The sequence below is a fragment of the Stenotrophomonas sp. SMYL11 genome (assembly GCF_036320005.1).
In the GTDB taxonomy this organism is placed as follows: Bacteria; Pseudomonadota; Gammaproteobacteria; order Xanthomonadales; family Xanthomonadaceae; genus Stenotrophomonas; species Stenotrophomonas maltophilia_A.
Map to the genome: position 1 here is coordinate 7,501 of NZ_JAWIRS010000015.1, position 26,072 is coordinate 33,572.

Genomic DNA, 26,072 nt, shown 5'->3' on the forward strand with positions numbered 1-26,072 from the left:
CCCAGGTGCCGAGATCGCCTTCGACATGCCGCTGTCCGGCGACCTGCGCAGCATCCGCTTCGACCGCGATGCCGACAACCGGGTGGAACTGAGCCTGGCCGGCGATGACATCAAAGAGAAGGTGACCAAACGCGAGACCTCCACGCGCACGGTGGTCACCAGCGGCGAGATCACCAGCTCGCTGTATGCCGCGGCCCGGCGCGCCGGGCTGTCGCCGTCGGCGATCGCGACGATGACCGACGACATCTTCAAGTACGACATCGACTTCTCGAAGGACCTGCAGCCGGGCGACCGCTTCAGCGTGGTGATGGATGAAACCTGGCGCGAAGGCGAGAAGGTGGACACCAGCAAGATCCTGGCGGCGACCTTCACCACCGGTGGCAAGACCTATTCCGGCTTCCGCTTCGACCGCAACGGCAAGTCCGAGTACTACGACATCAACGGCCGCTCGCTGAAGAAGAGCTTCATCCGCATGCCGATCCCGTTCGCGCGGCTGAGCTCGACCTTTGGCGCGCGCAAGCACCCGGTGCTGGGCAAGATGCGCATGCACAAGGGCGTGGACTACGCCGCGCGCACCGGCACCCCGATCATGGCCGCCGGCGATGCCCGCGTGCAGTTCGCCGGCGTGCAGCGCGGCTACGGCAACGTGGTGATCCTCGACCACGGCCGCGGCCACACCACCCTGTACGGCCACATGTCGCGCTTTGCGAACATCAAGACCGGCCAGCGCGTGGCGCAGGGCACGGTGATCGGCTATGTCGGCTCGACCGGCCTGGCGACCGGCCCGCACCTGCACTACGAATTCCGCGTCAACGGCGAGCACCGCAACCCGCTGACCGTGACCATGCCGCCGCCGGAGCCGCTGAAGGGCGCCGAGCTGGTTGCCTTCCGCGCGCAGACCGCACCGGCAATGGCGCGCATCCAGGGCATGGAGAAGCTGATCTACGCCGACGCCAGCCCGGCACCGACCAGCCGCGACGAGGCCGCCCCCGAGGTTGCCAGCGCCAAGGACAAGCAAGCGACCGGCCGCAAGCGCGGCTGAGCGCCCTGCGTTGACGAAGAAGGACGCGGCAGCCCAAGCTTGCCGCGTCCTTTTTTTATGCCTGCCATGAACACGACTGCCGACGCTGACGCCCCCCTGTACCTTGGCCTGATGTCGGGCACGAGCGCCGATGGCATCGATGCCGCGCTGGTGCAGTTCCCCGCCGCCGGTGGCTGCCGCTTCGTGCATGGCCTGACCGCCCGCTGGCAGCCGGTGCTGCGTGCGCGGCTGGTGGCGCTGGGCGAAGGCGGCCCGCTGGACTCGCTGGAGGAGCTGGGCGAACTGGACGCGCGGATCGCGATCAGCTTCGCTGAAGCCGCCAACCAGCTGCTGGCCGAGGCCGGGGTGGACCGCAGCCAGGTCCGCGCGATCGGCTCGCACGGCCAGACCGTGCGCCATCGTCCGCTGGCCAACCCCGCCTTCACCGTACAGCTGGGCGACGGCAACCGCATCGCCGAGCTGACCGGGATCACCACGGTGTGTGATTTCCGCCGCCGCGACGTGGCAGCCGGAGGCCATGGTGCGCCGCTGATGCCGGCCTTCCACCTCGGCATGCTGGGCACGGCTGATGAAGACCGCGCCGTGCTCAACCTGGGCGGCATCGCCAACCTGACCCTGATCCCGCGCGAAGGCGCGGTGCGTGGTTTCGATACCGGCCCGGCCAACGCGCTGATGGATGCCTGGTGCCAGCGCCACACCGGCCGCACCTTCGATGCCGACGGCGCGTATGCCGCCAGTGGCGCGGTGGACGAGAGCCTGCTGGCGAGTTGGCGCTCGGATCCGTGGTTCGCGCTGCCGCCGCCGAAGAGCACCGGCCGCGAGCAGTTCCACCTGGCCTGGGCCGAGGCCCACATGGGCGAAGGCCAGTACGCTGCCGCCGATGTGCAGGCCACCCTGCTGGAGCTGACTGTGGCGACGGTGGCCGATGCGCTGCTGGCGCAGCAGCCGCAGACCCGCCGCCTGCTGGTCTGCGGCGGCGGGGTGCGCAACCGGCAGCTGATGAAGCGGCTGGCTGCACGGCTGCCGGGGGTGCAGGTGGAGTCCAGCGCGGTGCATGGGCTGGACCCGGAGTACGTGGAAGCGATGGGTTTCGCCTGGCTGGCGCAGCGGACGATGGACGGGCTGGCCGGCAACCTGCCGAGCGTGACCGGGGCGACGGGGCCGCGGATCCTGGGTGCGATCCACCTGGCGTGAGGTGGTCATCCACGCATGGCGTGGATCTACCGGGAACGGCGGTCGAGCATGGCTCGACTCTACATGGGGGCTAGTCGAAGCCCTGCCCTGCGGGCAGGGCCTGCAGGGCGGCGATGGCGTCGGAGAGCGCGTCCACTTCGGGATCGCCGAAGCCGGAGCGGACCTCCAGTTCACTGCTGAACAGGCCCTGCTCCAGCAAGGCGGCGCAGGTCTGTTCGTGGGTCCAGCCGCGGGCAACCGCGACACGTCGGATACGTTCCAGCAGCAGCGGGTCCAGGTCCCGCAGCACAACGTCGGCCATGCTCACTTCCCCGTTCGCAAGGCACCGCCCCCTCGGCGCGTCGGGGCGATGATCCCGCAGACCAGGCGGGCAGGCAATCAGGTGGCGCTTGCGGCCTGGCGACGGCGCTGCTGCACGATCAACAGAGCGCACAGGATCACCACAGGGATCGCCACCAGCGCGGTACCGACGAAGAACAGCGCGTAGCCTTCCAGCAGCGTCCGGCCCTGTGCGAGCGTCTGTACCGACCACCCTGAGAGTCCCTTGAGCGCCTTGCCGGGCATCGCGTAGAACGAACTCAGCAGTGCGTACTGGGTTGCGGTGTATCCGATGCTGGTCAGGCTCGACATATAGGCGATCAGCGCCGTACCGGCGAAACCGCTGGCGAAGTTGTCGATTGCCATGGCCACCGCGAAATGGGTGGTGTCCGGGCCCGAATAGGCCAGCCAGGCAAACGCCAGGTTGGAGGCCGGACCCAGCACGGCGCCCACCATCAGCGCCGCCAGCACGCCCCAGCGAACAGAGACCAGGCCCGCTGCGGCAATGCCGACGAAGGTCGCCACCAGGCCCACCGAGCCACGAACAGCGCCAACGGTGTCCTCGTCCAGGCCAAGATCGACGTAGAACGGATTGGCCATCGGCCCCATGACGAAGTCGGCCATGCGATAGACGCTGATGGCCACCAGGATCAGGATCGCGCCGCTGCGATGCTCGCGGACGAAGGCGATGAACGGCCCCGCCACGGCGTCGAACAATCCGCGCGGCGTCCACAGCGAGGTCGCCTGTGCCTGCACGGCAGCCACTTCCCGCGCGGGTTCACGGGCCATGACCACGGCCACCACGCCAAGCGCCATCAGCACGGCCATGATCTCGTAGGAGACCTGCCAGCCAACGCGGGCCGCGATGATCAGGATCAGCGCATCGGTGACCAGCAATGCGGTGCGATAGCCCAGCGCCGAGGATGAGGTCAGCAGGCCCAGCTGCTCGCTGTTGTCAGCACTTTCAATGCGCCAGGCATCGATGACGATGTCCTGGGTGGCCGAAGCAAACGCCACGATCACGGCCATCACGCCGAACACGACGATGTGCTGCCAGGCGATACCCAGGAACTGGATCTGGCCCCCCTTGGGCTGGACCAGCGCCATGCCGACCAGGCCCACCACCACGACCAGCTGCGACAGCAGCATCCAGCCACGACGGCGGCCAAAGCGACCGAACAGAGGCACGTCGGTCTTGTCGACGATCGGCGCCCACAGGAACTTCATGGTGTAGGCCAGCCCGACCCATGACAGGAAACCGATCGTGCTCAGTTCGATGCCTTCCTTGCGCATCCAGAAGCCGAGCGTGTTGCCCACCAGATAGATCGGCAGGCCGGAACTGAAGCCGAGCAGGAGCATCGCCAGCACCTTGCGCTGGCTCAGGTTGGACACCACCTGCTGCCATGGTCGGCGCGGCTTGGCAGCCTCGGTCACAGGTCGTAGTCCACGATGAACGGCGCGTGGTCGGAGAAGCGCTCGTCGCGGTAGATCGAGCAGCTGCGCAGGCGGTCACGCAGGCCCGGGGTGATGAACTGGTAATCGATGCGCCAACCGACATTGTTGGCGCGGGCGGCGCCACGGTTGCTCCACCAGGTGTAGTCCTCGCCGGTGGGGTTGAGCAGGCGGTAGGCATCGGCCCAGCCGCGGCCAGCGGCGACATCGGTAGCCTGGCCGTGGTCGGCGCACAGGGCGTTGAGCCAGTCGCGCTCTTCCGGCAGGCAGCCGGAGTTCTTCTGGTTGGACTTCCAGTTCTTGATGTCCAGCGCCGAACGCACGATGTTCCAGTCGCCGCACAACACGTAGTCGCGGCCGCTGCGCGCCCATTCCTCGAGGATCGGCCGCAGCCATTCCATCACTTCGAACTTGAAGCCCTGGCGCAGGTCGCCCGAGCTGCCCGACGGGATATAGAAGGAGACCACGCTGAGGTTGCCGTAGCGCGCCTCGATGTAGCGGCCTTCGTCGTCGAACGGGGCCCAGCCCAGCGAGGTGATCACCTGGTCCGGCTCGCGCTTGCTGTAGATCGCCACGCCGCTGTAGCCCTTCTTGGTGATGGCGTCGCGGTAGAAGCAGTGATGGCCGTCCGGGCGGAACATCGGGTCGGTCAGCTGGTCTTCCTGGGCCTTGGTCTCCTGGATGCACAGGACGTCGGCGTCCTGGGCACGGAACCAGTCGAGGAAGCCCTTGGTCGCGGCGGAACGGATGCCATTGGCGTTGAAACTGATGATGCGCATGCGGGGGACCTGCGGCGGGAAACCGGGCAAGCATACCGGTTGCCTGCGGGGCTGCGCAGTCCGCCAGGCCGGGCCGCGACACCCTTCACAGGGCCCCGGACGAGCGCGAAACGCCCAGCTGGATTAGGATTTGTGCTCCAAATGAAGATGAATCGAGTTTTGATGAGCGACCACCGCCACCGTTTCCTGCAGCTGGCCCTGACCGCCGACGCCCTGCGCTTCGGCCAGTTCACCCTCAAGTCCGGCCGGCTGAGCCCCTATTTCTTCAACGCCGGTCGTTTCGACTCCGGTTCGCTGCTGTCGCAGCTCGGCGCCTGCTACGCCGATGCCATCGATGCCACCGGGATCAAGTACGACGTGGTGTTCGGCCCGGCCTACAAGGGCATCCCGCTGGCCACTGCGATGGCGTGCGAGCTGGCCCAGCGTGGCCGCGACCTGCCGCTGTCGTTCAACCGCAAGGAAGCCAAGGACCATGGCGAAGGCGGCCAGCTGATCGGCGCCGACATGAATGGCAAGCGCGTGCTGATCGTCGACGACGTGATCACCGCCGGTACCGCGATCCGCGAAGCGCTGGGCATCATCCGCGCCGCCGGTGGCACCCCGGCCGGCATCGTGGTGGCGCTGGACCGCCAGGAGATCGCTTCGGAAACCGATCGCCGTTCGGCGGCACAGTCGGTGGCCGAGGAGGCCGGCATTCCGGTGATCGCCGTGGCGTCGCTGGCCGACCTGCTTGATTTCGCCTCCGGCAACCCGGAACTTGTGGGTTACCGGCAGCCGCTGGAAGCCTACCGGGCCCAGTACGGCGTCCGTTCGATCCGCTGAGCGACCCAGGGGAAAGGTCATGTCCCGAGTTCCTGCTGTTCTCTTTGCCGGCCTGCTGCTGGCCGTGCCGTTCACGCTGCCGGCGCAGTCGCGGGGTGGCGACAAGGTGGAGAAGAAGCTGTACTGCTGGAACGAGGGCAAGGAGCGGATCTGCAGTGATTCGCTGCCGGCCGACGCGGTCAACCATGCCCGCGAGGAGTTCAACGCGAAGAGCGGCCTGCGCAATGCGCAGGTCCAGCGCGCGTTGACCGACGAAGAGCGCGCCGCCGCCAGCACGGTGGCGGCGCAGCAGCAGCTGGACCTGATGGCCGCGCAGACCCGCCAGCGCACCGAGCAGGCGATGCTGACCACCTATGGCAGCGAGGACGACCTGCGCCGGGTGTTCGCCGAACGCCAGGAAGTGCTGGACAACAACCTGAAGACGGCCGAGTACAACGTCACCAGCCTGCGTGAGTCGCTGGTGGCGCTGCTGGCGGCCGCGGGTGACCGCGAACTGGCCGGTGGCAAGGTGGCCGACAAGCAGGCCGAGGCGATCCGCCAGCGGCACGTGCAGCTGCAGTCGCAGCAACGCCTGCAGGCCGGGTTCCTGCAGCAGCAGCAGGCGTTGAAGGCGGAAATTGAAAGCACCCTGCAGCGCTATCGCGAGCTGAAGGGGCTGGTGCCGGCGAGCCAGGCTCCGTGATTCGCCTGTAGCGCCGGGCCCGCGCTCGGCTCTGCGTGAGCGCGGGGAACAGCCGCCGAGCATGGCTACGCTCTACAGAAGCGGGTTGTCGCGCGGCCTCGCCCGATCGGTGCGCCATCCACGCATGGCGTGGATCTACGGAGAGCGCAGGCGCAGGGGTTGGTTACGGGTTGGCCCATGGAATTTATGCACTCTTTACGCGTCGGCCCGGTCCGGCGCGTAGTGCGTTTATGGGGGGCAGGACGACGATGACGGCCTGAGGTGGAGGGGTTCCACCAGGACGCTATTGCAATGTCCCCCTGGCTGTCGTTGTTGTGTGGCGTGCTGGTGCTGGTCGCCGCCGCCTATCTTCTTTATGTCGTGCTGCGGCCCGAGTCGTTCTGAGCGGAGCCGGCCATGACTGAGATGCTTGTGATTATTGCCGCCAGCCTGCTGCTGGCGTGGCCGCTGGGCCTGTACCTGGCCCGCGTGATGCGTGGCACGCCGATGAAGGTCGACGTGCTGTTCCACTGGATCGAGAAGCCACTGTACAGGGTGTTCGGCGTCGATCCATCGCGTTCGATGTCTTGGCGCGGCTACGCGTTGGCCTTCGTACTGAGCAACGTGGTGGTCGCGGTACTGACCCAGGCGGTGTTCATGACGCAAGCCTGGCTGCCGTTGAATCCGGACCAGATCCCGAACATGCGCTGGGACACCGCGCTGCACACGATGATCTCGTTCCTGACCAACACCAACCAGCAGCACTATTCGGGCCAGGCGCAGCTGTCCTACCTCTCGCAGATGACTGGCATCACCGGCCTGCAGGTGGTGACGCCGATGATGGGCCTGGCGCTGGCGGTGGCGACGCTGCGCGCGTTGTTCTCACGTGCGCCGCAGGCGGCGGCGACGGGTACCGGCGATGACCGCCAGGTGGCGGTGGGCAACTACTACGTGGACGTGGTGCGCCTATGCGTGCGTTTCCTGCTGCCGCTGTGCCTGGTGTGGACGCTGGTGCTGACCAGCCAGGGCGTGCCGTCGACGATGGCCGGTGGGCCGCAGGCCACGCCGATCGACGCCAGCGCCGGCATGGCCGAACAGAAGCTGCCGTTGGGCCCGGTGGCGGCGATGGTCGCGGCCAAGCAGCTGGGCGCCAACGGTGGCGGCTGGTACGGCCCGAACAGCAGCTTCCCGCTGGAGAACCCGACCCCGCTGTCGAACGCGCTGGAGATCGTCGGCATCCTGCTGGTGCCGATGGCAGTGATCTTCATGATCGGTGCTTTCACCGGCCGGCGCCGCTTCGGCGCACTGGTGTTCAGCTGCATGCTGGGCATGTCGCTGCTGTCCACCGGCGCGATGATGTGGAGCGAAGGACATAGCGCCAGCGCCGCCACCCCGCTGCTGATGGAAGGCAAGGAAGTGCGCTTCGGCGCAGACGGCACTGCGCTGTGGGCGGCGGTGACCACCCAGGTCTCCAATGGCTCGGTCAACGGCATGCATGACTCGCTGTCGCCGCTGAGTGGCGGCATCGCGATGGTCAACATGCTGGTCAGCGCGATCTGGGGCGGCATCGGTTGTGGCCTGCAGCAGTTCATCGTGTACCTGCTGCTGGGTGTGTTCCTGGCCGGGTTGATGACCGGGCGTACGCCGGAACTGTTCGGCCGCAAGCTGGAGACGCCACAGGTGCGCCTGCTGGCCCTGCTGGTGCTGCTGCAGCCGATCACCCTGCTGGTGTTCACTGCGATCACCCTGGCCGTACCCGGCCTGGCGGGCACCTCCAACCCCGGCTTCCATGGCATCAGCCAGGTGTTCTACGAGTACGTCTCGGCCTACGCCAACAACGGCTCGGGCTTCGAAGGGCTGGGCGACGCCACGCTGTGGTGGAACCTGAGCTGCTCGCTGGTACTGCTGCTGGGCCGCTTCCCGCTGCTGATCATTCCGCTGGTGGTCGCCGCGCAGCTGGCCGCCAAGCGCCAGGCGCCGGAGTCTGCCGGCAGCCTGCAGATCGAAACCCCGACCTTCGCCCTGACCCTGGTCTCGGTGATCGTCATCCTGACCGTGCTGCAGTTCATGCCGGCGCTGGTACTCGGCCCGATCGCCGACCACCTGAGCCTGGGACTGCACTAAGGACACCCTGATGAGTACCCAAGCAAGTTCAACCCGTAGTACCCATGCAGCGCGCCCTGCCCTGCTGGATGGCGCCGGCCTGCGCCGTGCCCTGGTCGAAGCGGTGCGCAAGCTGTCGCCGATGCATCTGGTGCGCAGCCCGGTGATGGCGGTGGTGATGGCCGGCACGATCGTCGCCGCGATCGTCACCCTGACCGGCAATGCACCGTTGGGCTTCGGCCTGGCAGTGACCGCGATCCTGCTGGTGACCGTGTTGTTCGGCAACTTCGCCGAAGCGGTAGCCGAAGCGCGCGGCCGTGGCCAGGCCGCCTCGCTGCGCCGAGCCCGCCAGGACCTGGTGGCACGCCGGCTGGCGGCGCCGCAGCCGGGCGCCGCCGAAACCCAGGTGCCGGCCGCCGAACTGCGCCCGGGTGACCATGTGATCGTCAGCGCCGGTGAGCTGGTGCCGGCCGATGGCGAGATCGTGCAGGGCCTGGCCACCATCAACGAAGCGGCAGTGACCGGCGAATCGGCCCCCGTGCTGCGCGAGGCCGGTACCGACCGTTCCGGCGTGATCGGCGGCACCAAGGTGCTGTCCGACCAGATCATCGTACGGGTGACCGCCGAACCGGGCCACAGCTTCCTGGACCGGATGATCGCGCTGGTGGAGGGCGCCAACCGCCAGAAGACCCCGAACGAGATCGCGCTGACCCTGCTGCTGGCGGCGATGACGCTGACCTTCCTGGTGGTGGTGGCGACGCTGCCGGCGATCGGCGCGGCCGTGGGCGTGCAGGTCGATCCGCTGCTGCTGATCGCGCTGCTGGTGTGCCTGATCCCGACCACCATAGGCGGCCTGCTGCCGGCCATCGGCATCGCCGGCATGAACCGTGCGCTGGCCGCCAACGTGCTGGCCAAGTCGGGCAAGGCGGTGGAAGTGGCCGGCGATGTCGACGTGCTGCTGCTGGACAAGACCGGCACCATCACCTACGGCGACCGCCAGGCCAGCCACTTCCATCCGCTGGCCGGCATCGATGCCAGCCAGCTGCGCGAGGCCGCACTGCTGTCCTCGCTGGCCGACCCGACCCCGGAAGGCAAGTCGATCGTGCGCCTGGCGCGCGAACAAGGCTGCGCCACCGCCGAGCCGGACCATGCCGACTATCTGGCCTTCACTGCCCAGACCCGCATGTCCGGCGTGGACCTGGAACATGGACGGCAGATCCGCAAGGGTGCCGCCGATGCCATCCGCGCGCATGTGCAGTCGCTGGGCGGCAACGTGCCTGCGGAGCTTGCAGGTCGCGTCGAGCAGGTCGCACGCAACGGTGCGACCCCGCTGGTGGTGGCCGAGGGCCGCCACGTGCTGGGCGTGATCGAGCTGTCGGACGTGGTCAAGCACGGCATGCGCGAGAAGTTCGCGCAGCTGCGGGCGATGGGCATCCGCACGGTGATGATCACCGGCGACAACCCGCTGACCGCCGCCGCCATCGCTGCCGAGGCCGGTGTCGACGACTACATCGCCGAGGCCCGCCCGGAAGACAAGCTGGCACGCATCCGCCAAGAGCAGGCCGGTGGCCGCCTGGTGGCGATGGTCGGTGACGGCACCAACGACGCGCCGGCGCTGGCGCAGGCCGACATCGGCCTGGCGATGAACTCCGGTACGCAGGCGGCGAAGGAGGCCGGCAACATGGTCGACCTCGATTCGGACCCGGCCAAGCTGCTGGCGGTGGTGGAGGTGGGCAAGCAGCAGCTGATCACCCGCGGCGCGCTGACCACCTTCTCGCTGGCCAACGACGTCTCCAAGTACTTCGCGATCCTGCCGGCGCTGTTCGCCGCTGCGGTTCCGACCATGGCCGCACTGAACGTGATGCAGCTGTCGAGCCCGCGCAATGCGGTGCTGGCGGCGCTGATCTTCAACGCCCTGGTGATTCCCGCCCTGATCCCGCTCGCCCTGCGTGGCGTGCGCTTCCGCCCGGCCACCGCGACGGCGCTGCTGCGCCGGAACATGCTGGTGTACGGCCTCGGCGGCGTGTTGCTGCCGTTCGCAGCGATCAAGGCGATCGACCTTCTTCTTGTCCTGGTATTCGGCGCATGAACCGTACTGCTTCCACTTCATCTTCCCTTCCGCGCGAACAGAAGGCCGAGGCCCGCGTGGCCAGCCTGCAGGATGGTGCCAGCTGGCGCCCGGCGATCGGCCTGGGGCTGGCCACACTGCTGCTGGCTGGCGCGGTCTACGCCGGCATCGCCACCGGCTTTGCCGGCCTGGCCTACCCGACCCAGGCCGAGGGCAGCCTGCTGCGCGATGGCAACGGCCAGGTACGCGGCTCGGCGTGGCTGTCGCAGCCGTTCACTGGTGACGGCTACTTCCAGGCACGTCCGTCGGCAGCCAACTACGACCCGATGGCCGCGGCCGGTTCCAACATGGCGCGCAGCAACCCGGCCCTGGCCGAGCGTGTTGCCGCCAGCACCGCTGCGGTGGCCGCGCGCGAAGGCGTCACCCCGGCGCAGGTGCCAGCGGACCTGGTCACCCAGTCCGCCGGCGGCCTGGATCCGCAGCTGTCGCCGGCGGCGGCGCAGCTGCAGGTGGCACGCGTGGCACGTGCCCGCGGCCTGCCGGTGGAGCGCGTGCAGGCACTGGTGCAGGCGCATACCGAAGGGCGCCAGTGGGGCCTGTTCGGCCAGCCGCGGGTGAACGTGGTGACGCTGAACTTCGCGCTGGACCACGCGGCCAAGGCACCGTGATGCCGACCTGCACCGGCTGCGCGCACAATGGCGGCCATGACTGATGCACGTACCCGCCAGGCCGATGCCCTGGTTGAAGGCCTGCAACGCGAAGCCAGCGGCAAGCTGACCGTGTTCCTTGGCGCGGCGCCGGGCGTGGGCAAGACCTACACCATGCTGACCCGCGCACAGGAACAGCTGCGCCGCGGTGTCGACCTGGTGGTAGGCCTGGTGGAAACCCACGGCCGTGCCGATACCCAGGCGCTGCTGGAAGGCCTGCCGCAGTTGCCGCTGAAGGCCGTGGCCTACCACGGCCATACCCTGCAGGAGATGGACCTGGATGCCGTGCTCGCACGGCATCCGGCGCTGGTGCTGGTGGACGAACTGGCCCACCGCAATGCGCCGGGCAGCCGCCACGAGCGGCGCTGGCAGGATGTGATGGAGCTGCTGGACGCCGGCATCGACGTCTGGACCACGGTCAACATCCAGCACCTGGAAAGCCTCAACGATGTGGTGATGCGGATCACCGGCGTGCGCGTGAGCGAAACCGTGCCGGACGTCGTGCTCGACCGCCTGCATGACATCGTGCTGGTCGACCTGCCGCCGCGCGAACTGATCGCGCGCCTGCAGCAGGGCAAGGTCTATGTGCCCGAACAGGCCGCGCAGGCCCTGCAGGCATTCTTCTCGCCGGCCAACCTGACCGCGCTGCGCGAACTGGCGATGCAGGAAGCCGCCGACCGCGTCGACAGCAGCCTGCGTGAAGCGCGCGCCGCACGCGGCGAAAGCAACCTGCCGCTGCGACGCGGGGTGCTGGTGGCCATCGATGGCGGCGGCCAGAGCGAATACCTGGTGCGCGTGGCACGGCGCATCGCCGAACGCCGCGACGCACCCTGGACGGTGGTGACCGTGCAGGGCCGGCGCCAGGACGAAGCCACCCGGCGCGAGATCGATGCGGCCTTCGCACTGGCACGGCGGCTGGGTGGTGACGCCGAACTGCTGCATGGGTCGAGCATCGCCGATGCCCTGCTCGACCATGCCGCGCACAATGGCGTATCGACCCTGGTACTGGGCCGGACCCGGGAACGTCCCCTGGCGCGGATGTTCAACCGTACCTTGACCCAGCAGCTGATCCAGCGTGGCGTCCACTATGAGATCACCATCATCAGCACCCCGCAGGCGCGGGCACGCTCGCGCCGCCAGGGCCTGCTGCCACCTGTGCGTGCCATCAGCCATGAACCGGTGCAGGCACTGATCGCCACCGCACTGGCCTGTGCGGTGGCATGGCTGGCCGAGCACTGGGTCGGCATGGCTGACCTGTCAATGGTGTTCATTGTCGCGGTGGTGGTGGTGGCCGCACGCACCCGTGCCAGCGTGGCGGTGATGGCGGCCATCCTGTGTTTCCTGTCCTACAACTTCCTGTTCATCGCACCGCGTTTCACCTTCGCCATCGGTGCCCGCCAGGGCGTGATCACCGTGTTCCTGTTCCTGGCCGCCGCCTTGGTGGCCGGACGCCTGGCCTCGCGGCTGCGCATGCAGGTGATCGCGCTGCGTGCGGCGAATCGACATGCGCGTGCGCGCCAGCAGCTGGGCCGGCAGCTGGCCAGCGCCGCCGGCAACGGTGAGGTGGCGCAGGCGGGACGGCACGCGCTGGAACAGGCCATGGATGTGCCAGCGTGGCTGCGGATCGGCGCCGATACCGCAACCGGTGGCCGCAGCCAGCCCGGCGACACCGACTTGGCCGCCGCCGACTGGGCGCTGCGCCATGGCCAGCCCAGTGGACGCTTCACCGATACCCTGGCCGGTGCGCAGTGGTGGTTCCTGCCCCTGCTCGACGGCGAGGACCGCGCGATCGGCGTGGCCGGCCTGTACCTGCCCGGCGCACAGGCGCGCCTGCTGCCCGAGCAACGGCAGCTGGCCGAAGCAATGGTCGACGACATCGCGCAGGCCGCGCTGCGCACGCGGCTGGTGGCCGAACTGGAACAGGCCCACGTCAGCAACGAGACCGAGCGACTGCGCTCGGCGCTGCTCTCTTCGGTGTCGCACGACCTGCGCTCGCCACTGGCGGCGATGATCGGCTCGGCCGACAGCCTGGCCAGCTATGGTGCGGCGATGGATACGGCTGATCGCCGTGCGCTGCTGGACACCATCCTGGTCGAAGGCGAGCGCCTGGACCGCTACATCCAGAACCTGCTGGACATGACCCGGCTTGGCCACGAAGGGCTGAAGATCAACCGCGACTGGATCGGCGTGGATGAACTGATCGGCTCGGCGGCGCGCCGCCTGCAGCGCTACCAGCCCAAGGTGCGGCTGGAGCTGGACATTCCGGCCACGCTGGCGCCGATGTGGGTGCACCCGGCCCTGGTGGAACAGGCCGTGTTCAACGTGATGGAGAACGCGGCCAAGTTCTCGCCGCCCGGTGCCGCCGTGCAGGTCCAGGCGCGCGAGCTGGACGGCCAGCTGCGCATCGACGTGATCGATGCCGGCCCCGGCATTCCCGACGACGAGCGCGCGCGCATTTTCGACATGTTCTACAGCGTGGAGCGCGGTGACCGTGGCCGCCACGGCACCGGCCTGGGCCTGACCATCTGCCAGGGCATGATCGGCGCGCATGGCGGCAGCGTGCAGGCGCTGCCCGGACGCGACGGTCGCGGTACCCTGATCCGCATCACCCTGCCCCTGCTCAAGCCAGCCTCCCACGATGAGCCCGACCCCGATTGATGCCAGCGTGCCGGCCGCGCGCGTGCTGGTGATCGATGATGAAACCCAGATCCGCCGGTTCCTGGACATCAGCCTGCGCGCGCAGGGCTACCAGGTGCGGCAGGCCGCCACCGGCCAGGAAGGCCTGCAGCTGGCCGCCAGCGAGGACATGGATCTGGTGATCCTGGATATCGGCCTGCCCGACATGGAGGGCCACGAGGTGCTGGAACAGCTGCGGCAGTGGAGCCAGGTGCCGGTGATCATGCTGACCGTGCGCGCTGGCGAGGCGGAGAAGGTGCGTGCGCTGGATACCGGCGCGAATGACTACGTGACCAAGCCGTTCGGCACGCAGGAGCTGATGGCGCGGGTGCGGGCGCTGCTGCGCACGCGCAGCGTGCCCAGTGATGGCACGCCGCCGGTATTCGACGATGGCCACCTGCATGTGGACCTGGTGCGCCGTGAGGTGGCGCTGGATGGCGAGCCGGTAGCGTTGACGCGCAAGGAGTACGCGTTGCTGTCGCTGCTGCTGCGCAACGCCGGGCGGGTGGTGACCCAGCCACAGATCCTGCAGGAAATCTGGGGACCGACCCACCAGCACGACACCCATTACCTGCGCATCCTGGTCGGCAAGCTGCGGCACAAGCTGGGTGACTCAGCGCTGGATTCGCGCTACCTGTTCACCGAACCGGGCGTGGGGTTGCGGTTCAAGGGGTAGTAGATCCACGCCATGCGTGGATGGACATCATCGAAGCCGGAAGAGCATCCACGCATGGCTTGGATCTACTGTGTCGACCAAGGTCGACACCTACCAAGAGCAGGCAAGGCGTGCCGACCAACGGTCGGCACCCACCAAGATCGATCAGAACCCCAGCGGGGTGTCGCCCAGCACCGGTTGCAGCTGGCTGCGGAACAGCGCCTGGATGCGTTCCAGCGCCGCCTCGTCATTGCCCTCGAAGCGCAGCACCAGCACCGGCGTGGTGTTGGAGGCGCGCACCAGGCCCCAGCCATCGGGGAAGTCCACGCGCAGGCCGTCGATGGTCGACAGGCGACCGCCCACATACGGGTTGTCCGGCGACTGCGCCGCCGCCACAAGCATCGCCACCAGCGCGTGCGGCGTACCGTCGGCCACCGGCACCTTCAGTTCCGGCGTGGCCACCATCTCCGGCAGCTCTGCCAGTACCTCGTCCGGGGCCTCCTCGCGCTGGGCCAGGATCTCCAGCAGGCGCGCAGCCGCATACAGGCCATCGTCGAAACCGAACCAGCGCTCCTTGAAGAAGAAGTGGCCACTCATCTCGCCAGCCAGCTCGGCATCGGTCTCGCGCATCTTCGCCTTCATCAGCGAATGCCCGGTCTTCCACATCAGCGGGCTGCCACCATTGCGCAGCACGTGGTCGGACAGCTTGCCGGTGCACTTCACGTCGTAGATCACCATCGCGCCCGGATTGCGCATCAACACATCGGCGGCGAACAGCATCAGCAGGCGGTCGGCATAGATGATCTTTCCTTCGCCGGTGACCACGCCCAGGCGGTCACCGTCGCCATCGAAGGCGACGCCGAGGTCGGCGCCGAAGCGCTTGACCGTCTGCACCAGGTCTTCCAGGTTGGCCGGTTCGCTCGGGTCGGGATGATGATTGGGGAAGGTACCGTCCACATCGCAGTACAACGGGATGACTTCCGCACCGATCGCTTCCAGCAGCTGCGGCGCGAGCGCACCGGCGACGCCATTGCCGGCATCGGCCACGACCTTCAACGGGCGGTCCAGCTGCACGTCGTCGGCGATGCGCTGGATGTAGTCGGCACTGACATCGCGCTGCTGGTAATCGCCCGGCTCGGCGGCCTGTACCAGGCGGCCTTCGACGATGCGCTGGTACAGATCGGTGATGGCATCACCGGACAACGTCTCGCCGCCGATGACCACCTTGAAACCGTTGTACTCGGGCGGGTTATGACTGCCGGTGACCGCCACGCAGGTGCCGGTACGCAGATGGAAGGCGGCGTAGTACACGACCGGGGTCGGTGCCAGGCCGATGTCGATCACCGCGCAACCGGCGCGCCTCAGGCCCTCGGCCAACCCTGCGGCCAGTTCCGGGCCAGACAGGCGTCCATCGCGACCGATCACCACCTCGCGCAGACCCTGCTCCAGTGCCACGGTGCCGATGGCCTGGCCGATCAGCGCCGCCGTCTTCGGCGTCAGTTGGCTGCCAACCACGCCGCGGATGTCGTAGGCGCGGAAGATGCCGGCCGCCAGTTCCTCAGCCGGAACCGGTGGCGGGGGCGGCGGTGCACTTTCAGTTGTGCTGGCCTCGGCCACCGGCGGCGGCACCATCTGCAGGCTCTCGCTCAGGGTCGGGCCATGATCCGCTTCCGCCACGGCCGCACGGCGCGGCAGCGGCAGCGACTTCGGCAGGCGGCCGCGCCCCACCACCAGCAGCACGGCGATGAACGCCAGCAGCAGCGCAACGATGGCGCTGGCCAGCGAACCCAGGCCCAGCGGACCGGGTTCGACATTGGGTACGGCGGCGACCAGCCGCAGCGGTGTACCGGCGACCGGCCGTGCCAGTGCCTCGGCGCTTTCAGCCAGGCCGGAATCGCCCTGGGCGACGAGGTCGTGCGCGCCCTGGCGCAATCCGAGGAAACCCGTCGACGGCGCGCTGACCTGATCCAACGGTGAGGTCAGCCGCAGCAACGGCTGGCGCACATACAGCACCGCCGGGCCGAGACTGCCCAGTTGCACCGGTGCTGCCAGGCCCAGGCGATTGCCACCGCCATCGCGGACCACGCGCAGGCTGGGCTTGCCTTCGGCCAATGCCGCTTCCAGCAGCGCCAATCGCGCATAGCCAAAGGCGGCCGGGTCCGCGTAGGCGTTGGCCAGATCGGCGGTCAGCACGTCTGCCTGCTCCACGCCGGTCCAGCTCTCGCGCACGGCCAGCGCCGCTGCCGCGGCATCACCGGCCTGCAACGCCTGCTGCACGCGTTCGTTCTTCAGCTGCTGCTGCAGCTGCCTCAGCTGGCCGGCGGCCGCCTCCTGCAGGCCCTGCACGGCCTGATCACGTGCTTCTTCCAACGCCTGGCCGTTGGCCTCCTGGCGCCATTGCTGCACCGCGCTCCATCCGAACCAGCCAGCCAGCAGGACCAGCAGCACCCCCAATAGTGGCGCGCTGCGTCCCAACGACCGTCCCCGCTGTCCTTCCCCGATGCCGCTCATCGATGTCCCCCGTCAACGCACCCCGGTATGGCCGAATCCACCCGTTCCCCGCACGCTGTCGCTGAAAGTATCCACCACCTGCAGGCTGACGCGGGCAATCGGCACCACCACCAGCTGCGCGATGCGATCGCCCGGCTCGATGGTGAAGGCCTCGCGACCACGGTTCCAGACGCTGATCAGCAGCGGGCCCTGGTAGTCGGCGTCGATCAGGCCGGTGCCGTTGCCGAGCACGATGCCATGGCGATGGCCCAGCCCCGAGCGCGGCAGGATCACCGCGCACAGGTTCGGATCGGCGATGTGGATGGCCAGGCCGCTGGGCACCAGCGCGGTGTCGCCCGGTTGCAGGGTCAGCGCGGTATCCAGCGCAGCGCGCAGGTCCATGCCGGCGCTGGCTTCTGTGGCGTAGGCCGGCAGCGGCCAGCTGTCGCCGAAGCGCGGATCGAGCAGCTTGACCTGCAGCGGTTGGGAAAGGGAAGCCTGGGTCATGCCTGGAGTCTCCGCGCGATCAGCGCCAGCAGTTGTTCGGCCAGCTCGCGCTTGGAGGTGGCCGGGAATACCTGTTCACCGTCCTGCCAGAAGGCCGTGGCGGCATTGTTGTCGCTCTCGAAACCGCCGCCGCTGATGCCGACCTGGTTGGCGATCACCAGGTCCAGGCGCTTGTCGACCAGCTTGCCACGCGCGTATTTCTCCACGTCGTGGGTTTCGGCGGCAAAGCCGACCACCAGCTTCAGCGACTGCGTCTGCGCGGCCACCTCGGCAAGGATGTCCGGCGTGCGCACCAGCTCGATCACCAGCGACTGGCTGTCGGCGGTCTTCTTCAGCTTCTGCGGCGCGACCTGGCGCGGCGTGTAGTCAGACACCGCAGCGGCACCGATATAGATGTCGGCCGGCAGCGACTTCAGCACAGCATCGCGCATCTGCGCGGCCGAGCGCACGTCCACACGCTGCACGCCGGGTGGCGTCGGCAGCTGTACCGGGCCGCTGACCAGCACCACCTGTGCGCCCATCGTCGCGGCGGCCGCGGCCAGGGCAAAGCCCATCTTGCCGCTGCTGCGGTTGCCGACATAGCGCACCGGATCGATGTCTTCATAGGTCGGGCCGGCGCTGATCAGCAGGCGCAGGCCCTGCAGCGCGCAGGTTTCCGGCGCGGCAACGGCCGCGGCGCTGCTGCCATTGGCGGCCAGCGCGGCCACGATGTCGCCCGGTTCGGCCAGACGCCCCGGACCGGACTCGCCTTCGGCCAGCGGGCCGTCGACCGGGCCGACCACCTGCGCGCCGCGCTGGCGCAGCAGGGCGATGTTGGCCTGGGTGGCCGGGTGCAGCCACATGCGATGGTTCATCGCCGGGCAGATCGTCAACGGCGCGGTACTGGCCAGGCACAGCGTGCTGACCAGGTCATCGGCATGGCCCTGGGCCAGCCGGGCCAGCAGATCGGCGGTTCCCGGGGCAACCACGATGCGGTCGGCCCAGCGCGCCAGCTCGATGTGGCCCATGGCCTGTTCGGCGGCGCTGTCCCACAGCGTGGTGCGGGTGGGCTGCCCGGACAGGGCCTGGAAGCTGAGCGGAGTGACGAACTGCTGGGCACCGGCGGTCATCGCCACCTGCACCTGGGCACCGGCGTCGCGCAGGCGCCGCACCAGTTCCAGGGCCTTGTAGGCCGCGATCCCGCCTCCGACGCACAACAGCAGTTTCTGACCTTCCAGCGCGCGGGCCGGCGCGGGGGAAGCGTTGGGGGAGTCAGCCACCTGGAATTCCTGTGCAAACGAGGGCGCTAGCTTACCCGATGGTCGGTAATGTCCCGGTGCAGGGTGCACATAGCGGACAGCTATCAGTAGATGGAGCGCGCTGCGCCTGACCCTGGGTTATCCGGGCATCGGTTTCGGACCTTTCCTATACCTCTACGGGTCTGCGCTTTTGCAGAATCAGGCATTGGCTGCCGTCTGCCGTGGCCTGTTCGACCTTCGAGGAGCCTCGTGCATCCACGCATCATCATTGCCGACGACCATCCCGTGGTCCTGCATGGCATCCGTATCGTGCTGCAGACCCACCTGATGGACATCGTCGGCAGTGCACGTGACGGCGCCCAGCTGCTGGAGCTGGTGGACCACCACGACTGCGATGCGGTGCTGACCGACCTGTCGATGCCGGGTGACGGCCCGGACGGTCCAGAGCTGATCGACGCGCTGCGCGTGCGTCACCCCGGGCTGCCGGTGGTGGTGCTGACCGGCGCCCGCCATCCCGGGCTGCTGGACGGACTGCTGCGCGAGGGCATCAGTGGGCTGGTCGACAAATGCGCCGATTTCGCCGAACTGCCGCAGGCACTGAACGCCGCACTGGCCGGGCAGGTCTTCGTCTCCCAGCAGCTGCGCCACCACCTGCAGGCGCGCGACCTGCTGTTTCCGCGCGAACCATCGCCGCTGTCGGCACGCGAACAGGAAGTGCTGGAGCTGCTGGCGGCCGGGCTCAGCGTGAATGCCGTCGCCGAGCGTTGCGGGCGCAGCCCGAAGACCATCAGCCGGCAGAAGGCCGAAGCCAAGCGCAAGCTGGGCCTGCAGAACAACCAGGAACTGTTCGACTATCTGCAGACCCGGCGCGGGTGAGGCATCGTCCGACCCGGTGCTGCGGTATGCACCGATGGGAGCCGCCGGCCGGGCTGGCGATGATGCAGGCATGCCCATCCATGACTGGCCCGAACAGGAACGCCCCCGCGAGAAGCTGATCGCGCGCGGGCCCACGGCACTTTCCGACGCCGAACTGCTGGCCCTGTTTCTCGGCTCCGGGTTCGGTGGCCGCGATGCCGTGCAGACCGCGCGCGACCTGCTGCAGGCGCACGGCCCGTTGCGGGTGCTGCTGGACCGCCCCGCGCGTGAACTGGCCCGCCTGCCCGGGCTCGGCCCGGCGCGCAGCTGTACGCTGGCTGCCGGGCTGGAACTGGCCCACCGCTACCTGGCTGCCGAGCTGGAACACGGCGAAACGGTCGGCAACAACCCGGCCGCGGTCGGCCGCTACCTGCAGCACCGCCTGCGCGGGCAGGCCCGGGAAATCTTCATGGCCCTGTTCCTGGACAACCGGCACCGCCTGATCGCCTGCGAGGAGCTGTTCCACGGCACCATTAACGCCGCCCCGGTCTACCCCCGCGAAGTGGTGCGGCGCGCCCTGCTGCACAACGCGGCGGCGGTGATCCTCAGCCACAACCACCCTTCCGGCGACCCGGAACCCTCCAGCGCCGATACCCGCATCACCGACGAACTGCAGCAGGCACTGGCAATGGTGGACGTGCGCCTGCTGGACCACTTCGTGGTCGGTGAGGGCCGCCCCGTTTCGTTTGCTGAACGAGGCCTGCTGTCGCCGCCCCAGCCCCGCCTGTTCGGCTGAGCGCCCGCCCTTCAGCCGCCATCGGTCGTCCCCACAGGCAGGTTTCGGTCAGCGTGGCCGCTGGTATCTGCGCTAAAATGGGCGATTCCGCCGCTCATTCTCACAGCAGGCCTCGTGAAAAATCTCCTCCGCGCCCTGATCAGCCAAGGCATCGAAGCCTTGCGCGCCAATGGCACCCTGCCCGCCGACTCCCTGCCGCCGGACTTCGTGGTCGAGCGCCCGAAGACCCGCGACCACGGCGACTTCGCCACCAACGCCGCGATGCTGCTGGCCAAGGCCGCGCGCAGCAATCCGCGCGCACTGGCACAGGCGCTGGTCGAGGCACTGCCGCGCAGCGAGGATATCAGCAAGGTCGAGATCGCCGGCCCCGGCTTCATCAATTTCCACCTGGCGCCGGCCGCGTACCAGCGCGAAGCCGCCTCGGTCATCAAGGAAGCCCACGACTACGGCCGCAACCTGTCCGGCAATGGCCGCACGGTGGGCGTGGAGTATGTGTCGGCCAACCCGACCGGCCCGCTGCATGTCGGCCACGGCCGCGCCGCGGCGATCGGCGACTGCGTGGCCCGTGTGCTCGACGCCAACGGCTGGAACGCAAAGCGTGAGTTCTACTACAACGACGCCGGCGTGCAGATCGAGAACCTGGCACTGTCCACCCAGGCGCGGATCAAGGGCATCGCGCCGGACCAGGATGGCTGGCCGGAAGGTGGCTACCGCGGTGAATACATCGCCGACGTCGCCCGCGCCTACATGGCCGGCGCCAGCGTCGATCTGGAAGGCAGCACCGTGGTCGGCGCCAAGGACCCGGACGACATGCAGGCGATCCGCCGCTTCGCCGTGGCCTACCTGCGCAACGAGCAGAATCTGGACCTGGCCGCGTTCGGCGTCGACTTCGACATTTATTTCCTGGAAAGCTCGCTGTACGCCGACGGCAAGGTGGCCGAAGCGGTAGCCAAGCTGCAGGCGTCGGGTCATACCTATGAAGAAGGTGGCGCGCTGTGGCTGCGCAGCACCGACTTCGGTGACGACAAGGACCGCGTGATGCGCAAGTCCGACGGCACCTTCACCTACTTCGTGCCGGACGTGGCCTACCACCTGTCCAAGTGGCAGCGCGGCTACGAGCGCGCGATCACCGAGCTCGGCGCCGATCACCATGGTTCGCTGGCACGCGTGCGCGCCGGCCTGCAGGCGATGGAAGTGGGCATCCCGCAGGGCTGGCCGGAATACGTGCTGCACCAGATGGTCACCGTCATGCGCGGCGGCGAGGAAGTGAAGCTGTCCAAGCGTGCCGGCAGCTACTTCACCCTGCGCGACCTGATCGAAGAAGCCGGCCGCGATGCCACCCGCTGGTTCCTGATCGCGCGCAAGCCCGACTCGCAGCTGACCTTCGACATCGACCTGGCCCGCCAGCAGAGCAACGACAACCCGGTGTTCTACGTGCAGTACGCGCACGCCCGCGTCTGCAGCCTGCTGCGCCAGGCGCAGGAGAAGGGCCTGGTGTACGACCAGGGCAACGGCCTGGGCAACCTCGGCCGCCTGGCCGACGACGCCTCGCTGCTGCTGATGAACGAAATCTCGCGCTACCCGGAAGTGGTCGAAGCGGCCGGCGTGGCGCTGGAACCGCATCTGGTGGCGCAGTACCTGCGTGAATTGGCGCACGCGTTCCACACGTGGTATCACGGGACGCCGGTGCTGGTGGAAGACGCTGCGGATCGCAACGCCAAGCTGACCCTGGCCTGCGCCGCGCGCCAGGTGCTGGCCAACGGCCTCGAACTCCTGGGCGTCAGCGCCCCGGAAAAAATGTAAGCATCAGGAGACGCAGTACACATGGCAGCACGACGCGGCAAAAACCAGGCACGACGCAACAGCAGCAGCCAGGGCACACCCGGATGGGTGTGGCTGGTCGCTGGCGTGGCGATTGCGGCCGTGGTGTTCCTGGCGGCGCCGAACCTGTTCAAGGGCGAAGGCGATGGCTTCCTGCGCGCCGGTCCGCAGCCGAACCCGAACGCGCAGCCGGCCCCGGTCGCTGATGCCGACAGCGATGTCGGCACCCAGCCGGCCGCGCAGCCGGCCACGTCGAAGCCGGCCGAACCGGAAAAGCCGGCCGCCCCCCAGTACGACTTCTACACCCTGCTGCCGGGCAAGGAAGTTGAAATGTCCGACGCCGAACTGGCTGCCAGCGCGCGTGCCGAGGACCAGCGCCGGGCCAAGGCCGAAGCGCAGCGCGCGCAGGCGGCACTGGAAGGCAAGCCGGTTCCGCCGCCAGCGGCTACCACGCCGGCACCGACGGCAACCGCCAGCGTGGCCAGCACCGCACCGGTGACCGCCACCAGCCGTCCGCTGCCGGCACCGCTGAGCGAACGACCGGCTGCGGCAACGCCTCCAGCCAGCACGCCGACGGCGTCGACCAGCACCGCCGCAGCCACTCCGGCAGCGCGTGCGGAAACCGCGCCGACCGCGGCCACTACCCCGGCCACTGCGGCACCGGCTGCCGCCGACAATGCCCGCTACATCCTGCAGGCGGGTGCGTTCGGTGCCTCCGGCGATGCCGAAGCGACCAAGGCCAAGCTGGCGATGATGGGCCTGGCGGCACGCGTGGAATCGGCGCAGATCAACGGCAAGACCGTGTACCGCGTGCGCATGGGGCCGTATGGCAGTGCAGGTGAACTGTCTGAAGCCAAGCAGAAGCTGGATGGCACCGGCCTGCAGGCGATGGCGATCAAGGCACAGTGAGTCTGCCGAAGTGAATGTAAGAGCCGGGCACAGCCCGGCTTTTTCTTGTCTGTGTAGAGTCGTGGGGGGGGGGGGGGGGGGGGGGGGGCCGGGGCCCGCGCCACGAGAACAAAAGGCGGCGGGCGGCGGGGGGCGCTGTTTTTGTTTTGTCCTGTTGCGTCCTGCGCCCCCCCCGCCCCCCCCCCCCCCCCCCCCCCCCCCCGACTCTACAGACGGCGGTCAGCCTTCGCGGGCGACCTGGAAACCGGCGAAGGACTGGCTGACCGGCATCAGTTCCAGGCGATTGATGTTCAGGTGCGGCGGCAGGCTGGCCACCCAGAAGATCTGCTCGGCGATGTCTTCGGCGGTCATCGGGTTGGCGCCGGTATAGAGCTTGTCCGACGCCGCCTGGTCGCCATGGGTACGCACCACGGTGAACTCGGTTTCGGCCATGCCCGGCTCGATCGTGGTCACGCGCACGCCGGTGCCATGCAGGTCCGAACGCAGGCCCAGCGAGAACTGGCTGACGAAAGCCTTGGTGCCACCGTAGGCGTTGCCACCCGGGTACGGGTAGACGCCGGCCACCGACGAGATGTTGATGATCGCGCCCTTGCGCTCCACCAGCTGCGGCAGCAGGCGGTGGGTCAGGGTCACCAGCGCGGTGATGTTGGTGTCGATCATCGTGGTCCAGTCCGACAGCTTGGCACTCTGTGCCGGCGCGGTGCCCTGCGCCAGGCCCGCGTTGTTGACCAGCAGATCGATCTCGCCGAAGGCCGGCGGCAGTGCCAGCAGCGCCGCTTCCATCGCCACCGGATCGCGGATGTCGAAGGCGGCGGCATGCACCACGTCCTCGCCATAACGGTCAACCAAGGGCTGCAGGCGCTCGCTGCGGCGGCCGGTGGCGATCACCTTCCAGCCCGCCTGGGCGAAGCGGTGAGCGGCTGCGGCGCCAAAGCCGGAGGTGGCGCCGGTAATCAGGACGGTGCGGGTCATGCAGACAACTCCGTGAGGAACCAGACCATCATTCTGGCACCGTCGGCCGGTCGCTGCGTTGCCGCATCAGGCCGCGGTCAGGGCCGGCGAGATTCAACGCAGGCGGAACACCCTTGCCTTGGGCAGGTCTTCATCCACCTGCAGGAACCAGCGCCCCGCGATCCCCGGAATCACTTCGATCTGCGGTGACTGCAGGGTCTTGCGCAGCGTCATCTGGCCCTTCATCACCTGCCACTGCTGGCCGTTGTCCAGGGTGAACACCGTACCCGGTTCCCAGCCCGCGACGTCTCCGACCACACGGGCGCTGACCGGCCCCTCATCCAGGCCCAGGTGCATCGCCGCCGGGGCGGGAACGTTGGCCGGCACCGGCGCGCCCGCAACCGCAGTGACCGGCACCGTGTGGCGCCCCTCGGCATCGCGCAGCACACGGTTCAGTGCCTGCAACTGGGCCGCACTGAGCCCAACTTCGGCCAGTTGGGCCGCATTGAGCCGTTGCTCGACCGGCACGAAGCGGTCCTGTGCGTTGGCGGCGAAGCTGCTGGCAGCAAGCAGGGTGGCGAGGAGGTACCGGCGCATCGGCAAAGATCTCTGCAGGAGAACGCTCACGATGCTGCAATATGATGACAGTCCGGTGACAAGCGCCAGGCCGGTACAATTGGGCCATGATCAACAACGATGTCCTGCGCAGCGTGCGCTACTCCCTGGATCTGGGCGACCACCACGTGGTGACCCTCTGCCAGATGGCCGACCCGGCCTTCGCCGTGGATCCCGAGCAGGTGAAGGCCTGGCTGCGTCGCGAGGACGAAGCCGGTTTCGAAGCGATGAGCGACAGCGCGCTGGCGCACTTCCTCGATGGCCTGATCGTGCACCTGCGCGGTCGCGACGAGAGCCAGCCGCAGCGTGCGGTGGAAACCCGCATCGACAACAACCTGGTGCTGAAGAAGCTGCGCGTGGCGTTCCAGCTGCGCGACGTCGATCTGATGGAGATCTTCGCCAGCGCCGGCTTCAACGTCTCCAAGTCGGAAGTGGGCGCACTGTTCCGCCAACCCGGCCACACCAACTACCGGCGTTGCCTGGACCAGATGCTGCGCAATTTCCTCAAGGGCCTGAGCCTGCGCCTGCGCGGCTGAGCACGGCCTCGACGAACGCCCGCGCCGCCGGTGTCGGCAGCCGCTGCCAGACCAGGTGCACGCGGCGGGTCGGGGTCGGCTGCAGCGGAACCTGCACCACCCCTTGGAATCCTTCGGCGATCAACGCTGGCACGATGCCAATCGCCAGCCCATGGCGGACGAAGCGCTCGATCAGTTCCATCAGATTGACCTCGAAGCGCACCGTATGCGGCAGGCCAGCGGCGGCGAAGGCATCGTCGGTCTGCCGCCGCGCACCGGTGCCGCGCGGGAAGTCGACCAGCGCCTCGTCCTGCAGTTCGGTCAATGGCAGCCGCTTGCGCCGGGCCAAGCGGTGCGACGGCGCCAGCACCGCCACCAGATCTTCTTCCTGCAGCATCTGGTGGCAGACCCCGTCCAGCCCCGCCGAGGGTGACAACCCGACCAGCGCCACATCCAGGTCGCGCGACTGCACCTGCGCGATCAGGTCCTCGCTCTTGTCGACCCGCAGCTGGAACTCCACTTGCGGGTGCGCCTGCTGGAAGGCTGCCAGCATCGCCACCACATCGATATCGGTCAGCGAGGAGATCTGCCCGATCGCCAGCAGACCACGCACCTCGCCACTGACCGCGGCCACGTCGGCGCGCAGATGGCGCAGGCTGACCAGCACCTGGCGTGCGTGCACCAGCAGCGCCTCACCGGCTGCCGTCGCCCGCACCTGCCGCGGCAGGCGCTCGAACAGGGGCGTGCCCAGCTCCTGCTCCAGGTAGGCAATCTGGTGGCTCAACGCGGACTGCACCACATGGCAGCGTTCGGCGGCACGGGTGAAATTGCCCTCTTCGGCCAGAGCGACGGCAAATTCGAGCTGCTTGAGATTCATCCAACCATCTTGTTTTCAGAT

Annotated in this window: 24 protein-coding genes (1 of these 24 running past the window's edge); 15 read left to right on the top strand and 9 right to left on the bottom strand. The window is 68.4% G+C overall.

Going from position 1 to position 26,072, the window contains the following annotated elements; translation table 11 throughout:
* Both V3B46_RS17640 and V3B46_RS17645 read left to right on the top strand, forming a co-directional pair.
* Positions 1–1,042, top strand: the 3' portion of a protein-coding gene (locus V3B46_RS17640; RefSeq protein ID WP_154262038.1) for a M23 family metallopeptidase. Its footprint begins 431 nt before the window's first position; 1,042 of the gene's 1,473 nt are visible here — the last part of the coding sequence; its start codon lies beyond the left edge, outside the window; the stop codon is at positions 1,040–1,042.
* A gap of 66 nt (positions 1,043–1,108) precedes the next feature.
* The gene (locus V3B46_RS17645) at positions 1,109–2,236 is read left to right on the top strand and encodes an anhydro-N-acetylmuramic acid kinase (RefSeq protein ID WP_329892485.1); all 1,128 of its coding nucleotides are present in this window, start codon (positions 1,109–1,111) and stop codon (positions 2,234–2,236) included.
* 70 nt (positions 2,237–2,306) lie between these two features.
* Here the strand turns inward: V3B46_RS17645 and V3B46_RS17650 are convergent, their stop codons facing one another.
* From V3B46_RS17650 to V3B46_RS17660, 3 genes are all read right to left on the bottom strand, one after another.
* The gene (locus tag V3B46_RS17650) at positions 2,307–2,537 is read right to left on the bottom strand and encodes a hypothetical protein (RefSeq protein WP_005420465.1); all 231 of its coding nucleotides are present in this window, start codon (positions 2,535–2,537) and stop codon (positions 2,307–2,309) included.
* Positions 2,538–2,614: 77 nt separating this feature from the next.
* Complete coding sequence (locus tag V3B46_RS17655) at positions 2,615–3,988, bottom strand: AmpG family muropeptide MFS transporter (protein ID WP_329892486.1); 1,374 nt, start codon at positions 3,986–3,988, stop codon at positions 2,615–2,617.
* On the bottom strand, positions 3,985–4,785 hold the full coding sequence (locus V3B46_RS17660) for an exodeoxyribonuclease III (RefSeq protein WP_014035707.1): 801 nt from the start codon (positions 4,783–4,785) through the stop codon (positions 3,985–3,987). The genes V3B46_RS17655 and V3B46_RS17660 overlap by 4 nt, the downstream gene beginning before the upstream one ends.
* Positions 4,786–4,947: 162 nt before the next feature.
* Between V3B46_RS17660 and pyrE the strand changes: the two genes are divergently transcribed.
* The 8 genes from pyrE to V3B46_RS17700 all read left to right on the top strand — a co-directional run bounded on the left by pyrE (position 4,948) and on the right by V3B46_RS17700 (position 14,498).
* Positions 4,948–5,607 carry an orotate phosphoribosyltransferase gene (gene pyrE / locus V3B46_RS17665; RefSeq protein WP_010486876.1) on the top strand — a complete coding sequence of 220 codons (660 nt, stop codon included), beginning with the start codon at positions 4,948–4,950 and terminating at the stop codon, positions 5,605–5,607.
* A 19-nt stretch (positions 5,608–5,626) separates the two neighbouring features.
* A complete protein-coding gene (locus V3B46_RS17670; protein ID WP_154262033.1) occupies positions 5,627–6,289 on the top strand; it encodes a hypothetical protein in 663 nt (220 codons plus the stop codon).
* Positions 6,290–6,580: 291 nt separating this feature from the next.
* Positions 6,581–6,673, top strand: a complete 93-nt coding sequence (locus tag V3B46_RS17675; protein ID WP_005407770.1) for a potassium-transporting ATPase subunit F — start codon at positions 6,581–6,583, stop codon at positions 6,671–6,673.
* A gap of 12 nt (positions 6,674–6,685) precedes the next feature.
* Positions 6,686–8,392, top strand: a complete 1,707-nt coding sequence (gene kdpA, locus V3B46_RS17680; RefSeq protein WP_329892487.1) for a potassium-transporting ATPase subunit KdpA — start codon at positions 6,686–6,688, stop codon at positions 8,390–8,392.
* Between the two features lie 10 nt (positions 8,393–8,402).
* Complete coding sequence (kdpB, locus tag V3B46_RS17685) at positions 8,403–10,460, top strand: potassium-transporting ATPase subunit KdpB (protein WP_329892488.1); 2,058 nt, start codon at positions 8,403–8,405, stop codon at positions 10,458–10,460.
* Positions 10,457–11,107: a potassium-transporting ATPase subunit KdpC gene (gene kdpC / locus V3B46_RS17690; protein WP_049421487.1), complete on the top strand. Its 651-nt coding sequence runs from the start codon at positions 10,457–10,459 to the stop codon at positions 11,105–11,107. Before kdpB ends, kdpC begins: the two co-directional genes overlap by 4 nt.
* 36 nt (positions 11,108–11,143) lie before the next feature.
* Complete coding sequence (locus tag V3B46_RS17695) at positions 11,144–13,804, top strand: sensor histidine kinase KdpD (protein ID WP_329892489.1); 2,661 nt, start codon at positions 11,144–11,146, stop codon at positions 13,802–13,804.
* Positions 13,785–14,498: a response regulator transcription factor gene (locus V3B46_RS17700; protein ID WP_004153862.1), complete on the top strand. Its 714-nt coding sequence runs from the start codon at positions 13,785–13,787 to the stop codon at positions 14,496–14,498. The genes V3B46_RS17695 and V3B46_RS17700 overlap by 20 nt, the downstream gene beginning before the upstream one ends.
* 144 nt (positions 14,499–14,642) lie before the next feature.
* On the opposite strand, the gene V3B46_RS17705 is transcribed toward V3B46_RS17700, so the two are convergent.
* The 3 genes from V3B46_RS17705 to coaBC are packed head-to-tail and all read right to left on the bottom strand — an operon-like array spanning position 14,643 to position 18,733.
* Complete coding sequence (locus V3B46_RS17705; protein WP_329892490.1) at positions 14,643–16,988, bottom strand: phosphomannomutase/phosphoglucomutase; 2,346 nt, start codon at positions 16,986–16,988, stop codon at positions 14,643–14,645.
* A gap of 12 nt (positions 16,989–17,000) precedes the next feature.
* The gene (gene dut, locus V3B46_RS17710) at positions 17,001–17,474 is read right to left on the bottom strand and encodes a dUTP diphosphatase (protein ID WP_154262026.1); all 474 of its coding nucleotides are present in this window, start codon (positions 17,472–17,474) and stop codon (positions 17,001–17,003) included.
* Positions 17,471–18,733 (bottom strand): bifunctional phosphopantothenoylcysteine decarboxylase/phosphopantothenate--cysteine ligase CoaBC, encoded by a 1,263-nt coding sequence (gene coaBC / locus V3B46_RS17715; protein ID WP_329892491.1) that lies wholly within the window; start codon positions 18,731–18,733, stop codon positions 17,471–17,473. Before coaBC ends, dut begins: the two co-directional genes overlap by 4 nt.
* A 228-nt stretch (positions 18,734–18,961) precedes the next feature.
* Here coaBC and V3B46_RS17720 point away from each other — a divergent pair, with 228 nt between their 5' ends.
* From V3B46_RS17720 to V3B46_RS17735, 4 genes are all read left to right on the top strand, one after another.
* Entirely contained in the window at positions 18,962–19,588 is a 627-nt protein-coding gene (locus tag V3B46_RS17720; protein WP_329892492.1) for a response regulator transcription factor, read from the top strand.
* 70 nt (positions 19,589–19,658) lie between these two features.
* Entirely contained in the window at positions 19,659–20,363 is a 705-nt protein-coding gene (radC, locus tag V3B46_RS17725; protein WP_154351924.1) for a RadC family protein, read from the top strand.
* A gap of 114 nt (positions 20,364–20,477) precedes the next feature.
* Positions 20,478–22,166, top strand: coding sequence for an arginine--tRNA ligase (gene argS / locus V3B46_RS17730; protein ID WP_329892493.1), 1,689 nt, complete (start codon positions 20,478–20,480; stop codon positions 22,164–22,166).
* Positions 22,167–22,187: 21 nt separating this feature from the next.
* The gene (locus tag V3B46_RS17735) at positions 22,188–23,093 is read left to right on the top strand and encodes an SPOR domain-containing protein (protein ID WP_329892494.1); all 906 of its coding nucleotides are present in this window, start codon (positions 22,188–22,190) and stop codon (positions 23,091–23,093) included.
* A gap of 219 nt (positions 23,094–23,312) precedes the next feature.
* Here the strand turns inward: V3B46_RS17735 and V3B46_RS17740 are convergent, their stop codons facing one another.
* Positions 23,313–24,065: an SDR family NAD(P)-dependent oxidoreductase gene (locus V3B46_RS17740; RefSeq protein ID WP_154262019.1), complete on the bottom strand. Its 753-nt coding sequence runs from the start codon at positions 24,063–24,065 to the stop codon at positions 23,313–23,315.
* Between the two features lie 93 nt (positions 24,066–24,158).
* Positions 24,159–24,641 carry a hypothetical protein gene (locus tag V3B46_RS17745; protein WP_329892495.1) on the bottom strand — a complete coding sequence of 161 codons (483 nt, stop codon included), beginning with the start codon at positions 24,639–24,641 and terminating at the stop codon, positions 24,159–24,161.
* An 86-nt stretch (positions 24,642–24,727) separates the two neighbouring features.
* Here V3B46_RS17745 and V3B46_RS17750 point away from each other — a divergent pair, with 86 nt between their 5' ends.
* The gene (locus V3B46_RS17750) at positions 24,728–25,195 is read left to right on the top strand and encodes a YehS family protein (protein ID WP_005411992.1); all 468 of its coding nucleotides are present in this window, start codon (positions 24,728–24,730) and stop codon (positions 25,193–25,195) included.
* On the opposite strand, the gene V3B46_RS17755 is transcribed toward V3B46_RS17750, so the two are convergent.
* Positions 25,164–26,051, bottom strand: a complete 888-nt coding sequence (locus V3B46_RS17755) for a LysR family transcriptional regulator (RefSeq protein WP_329892496.1) — start codon at positions 26,049–26,051, stop codon at positions 25,164–25,166. The genes V3B46_RS17750 and V3B46_RS17755 overlap by 32 nt on opposite strands.
* Between the last annotated feature and the right edge of the window lie 21 nt (positions 26,052–26,072).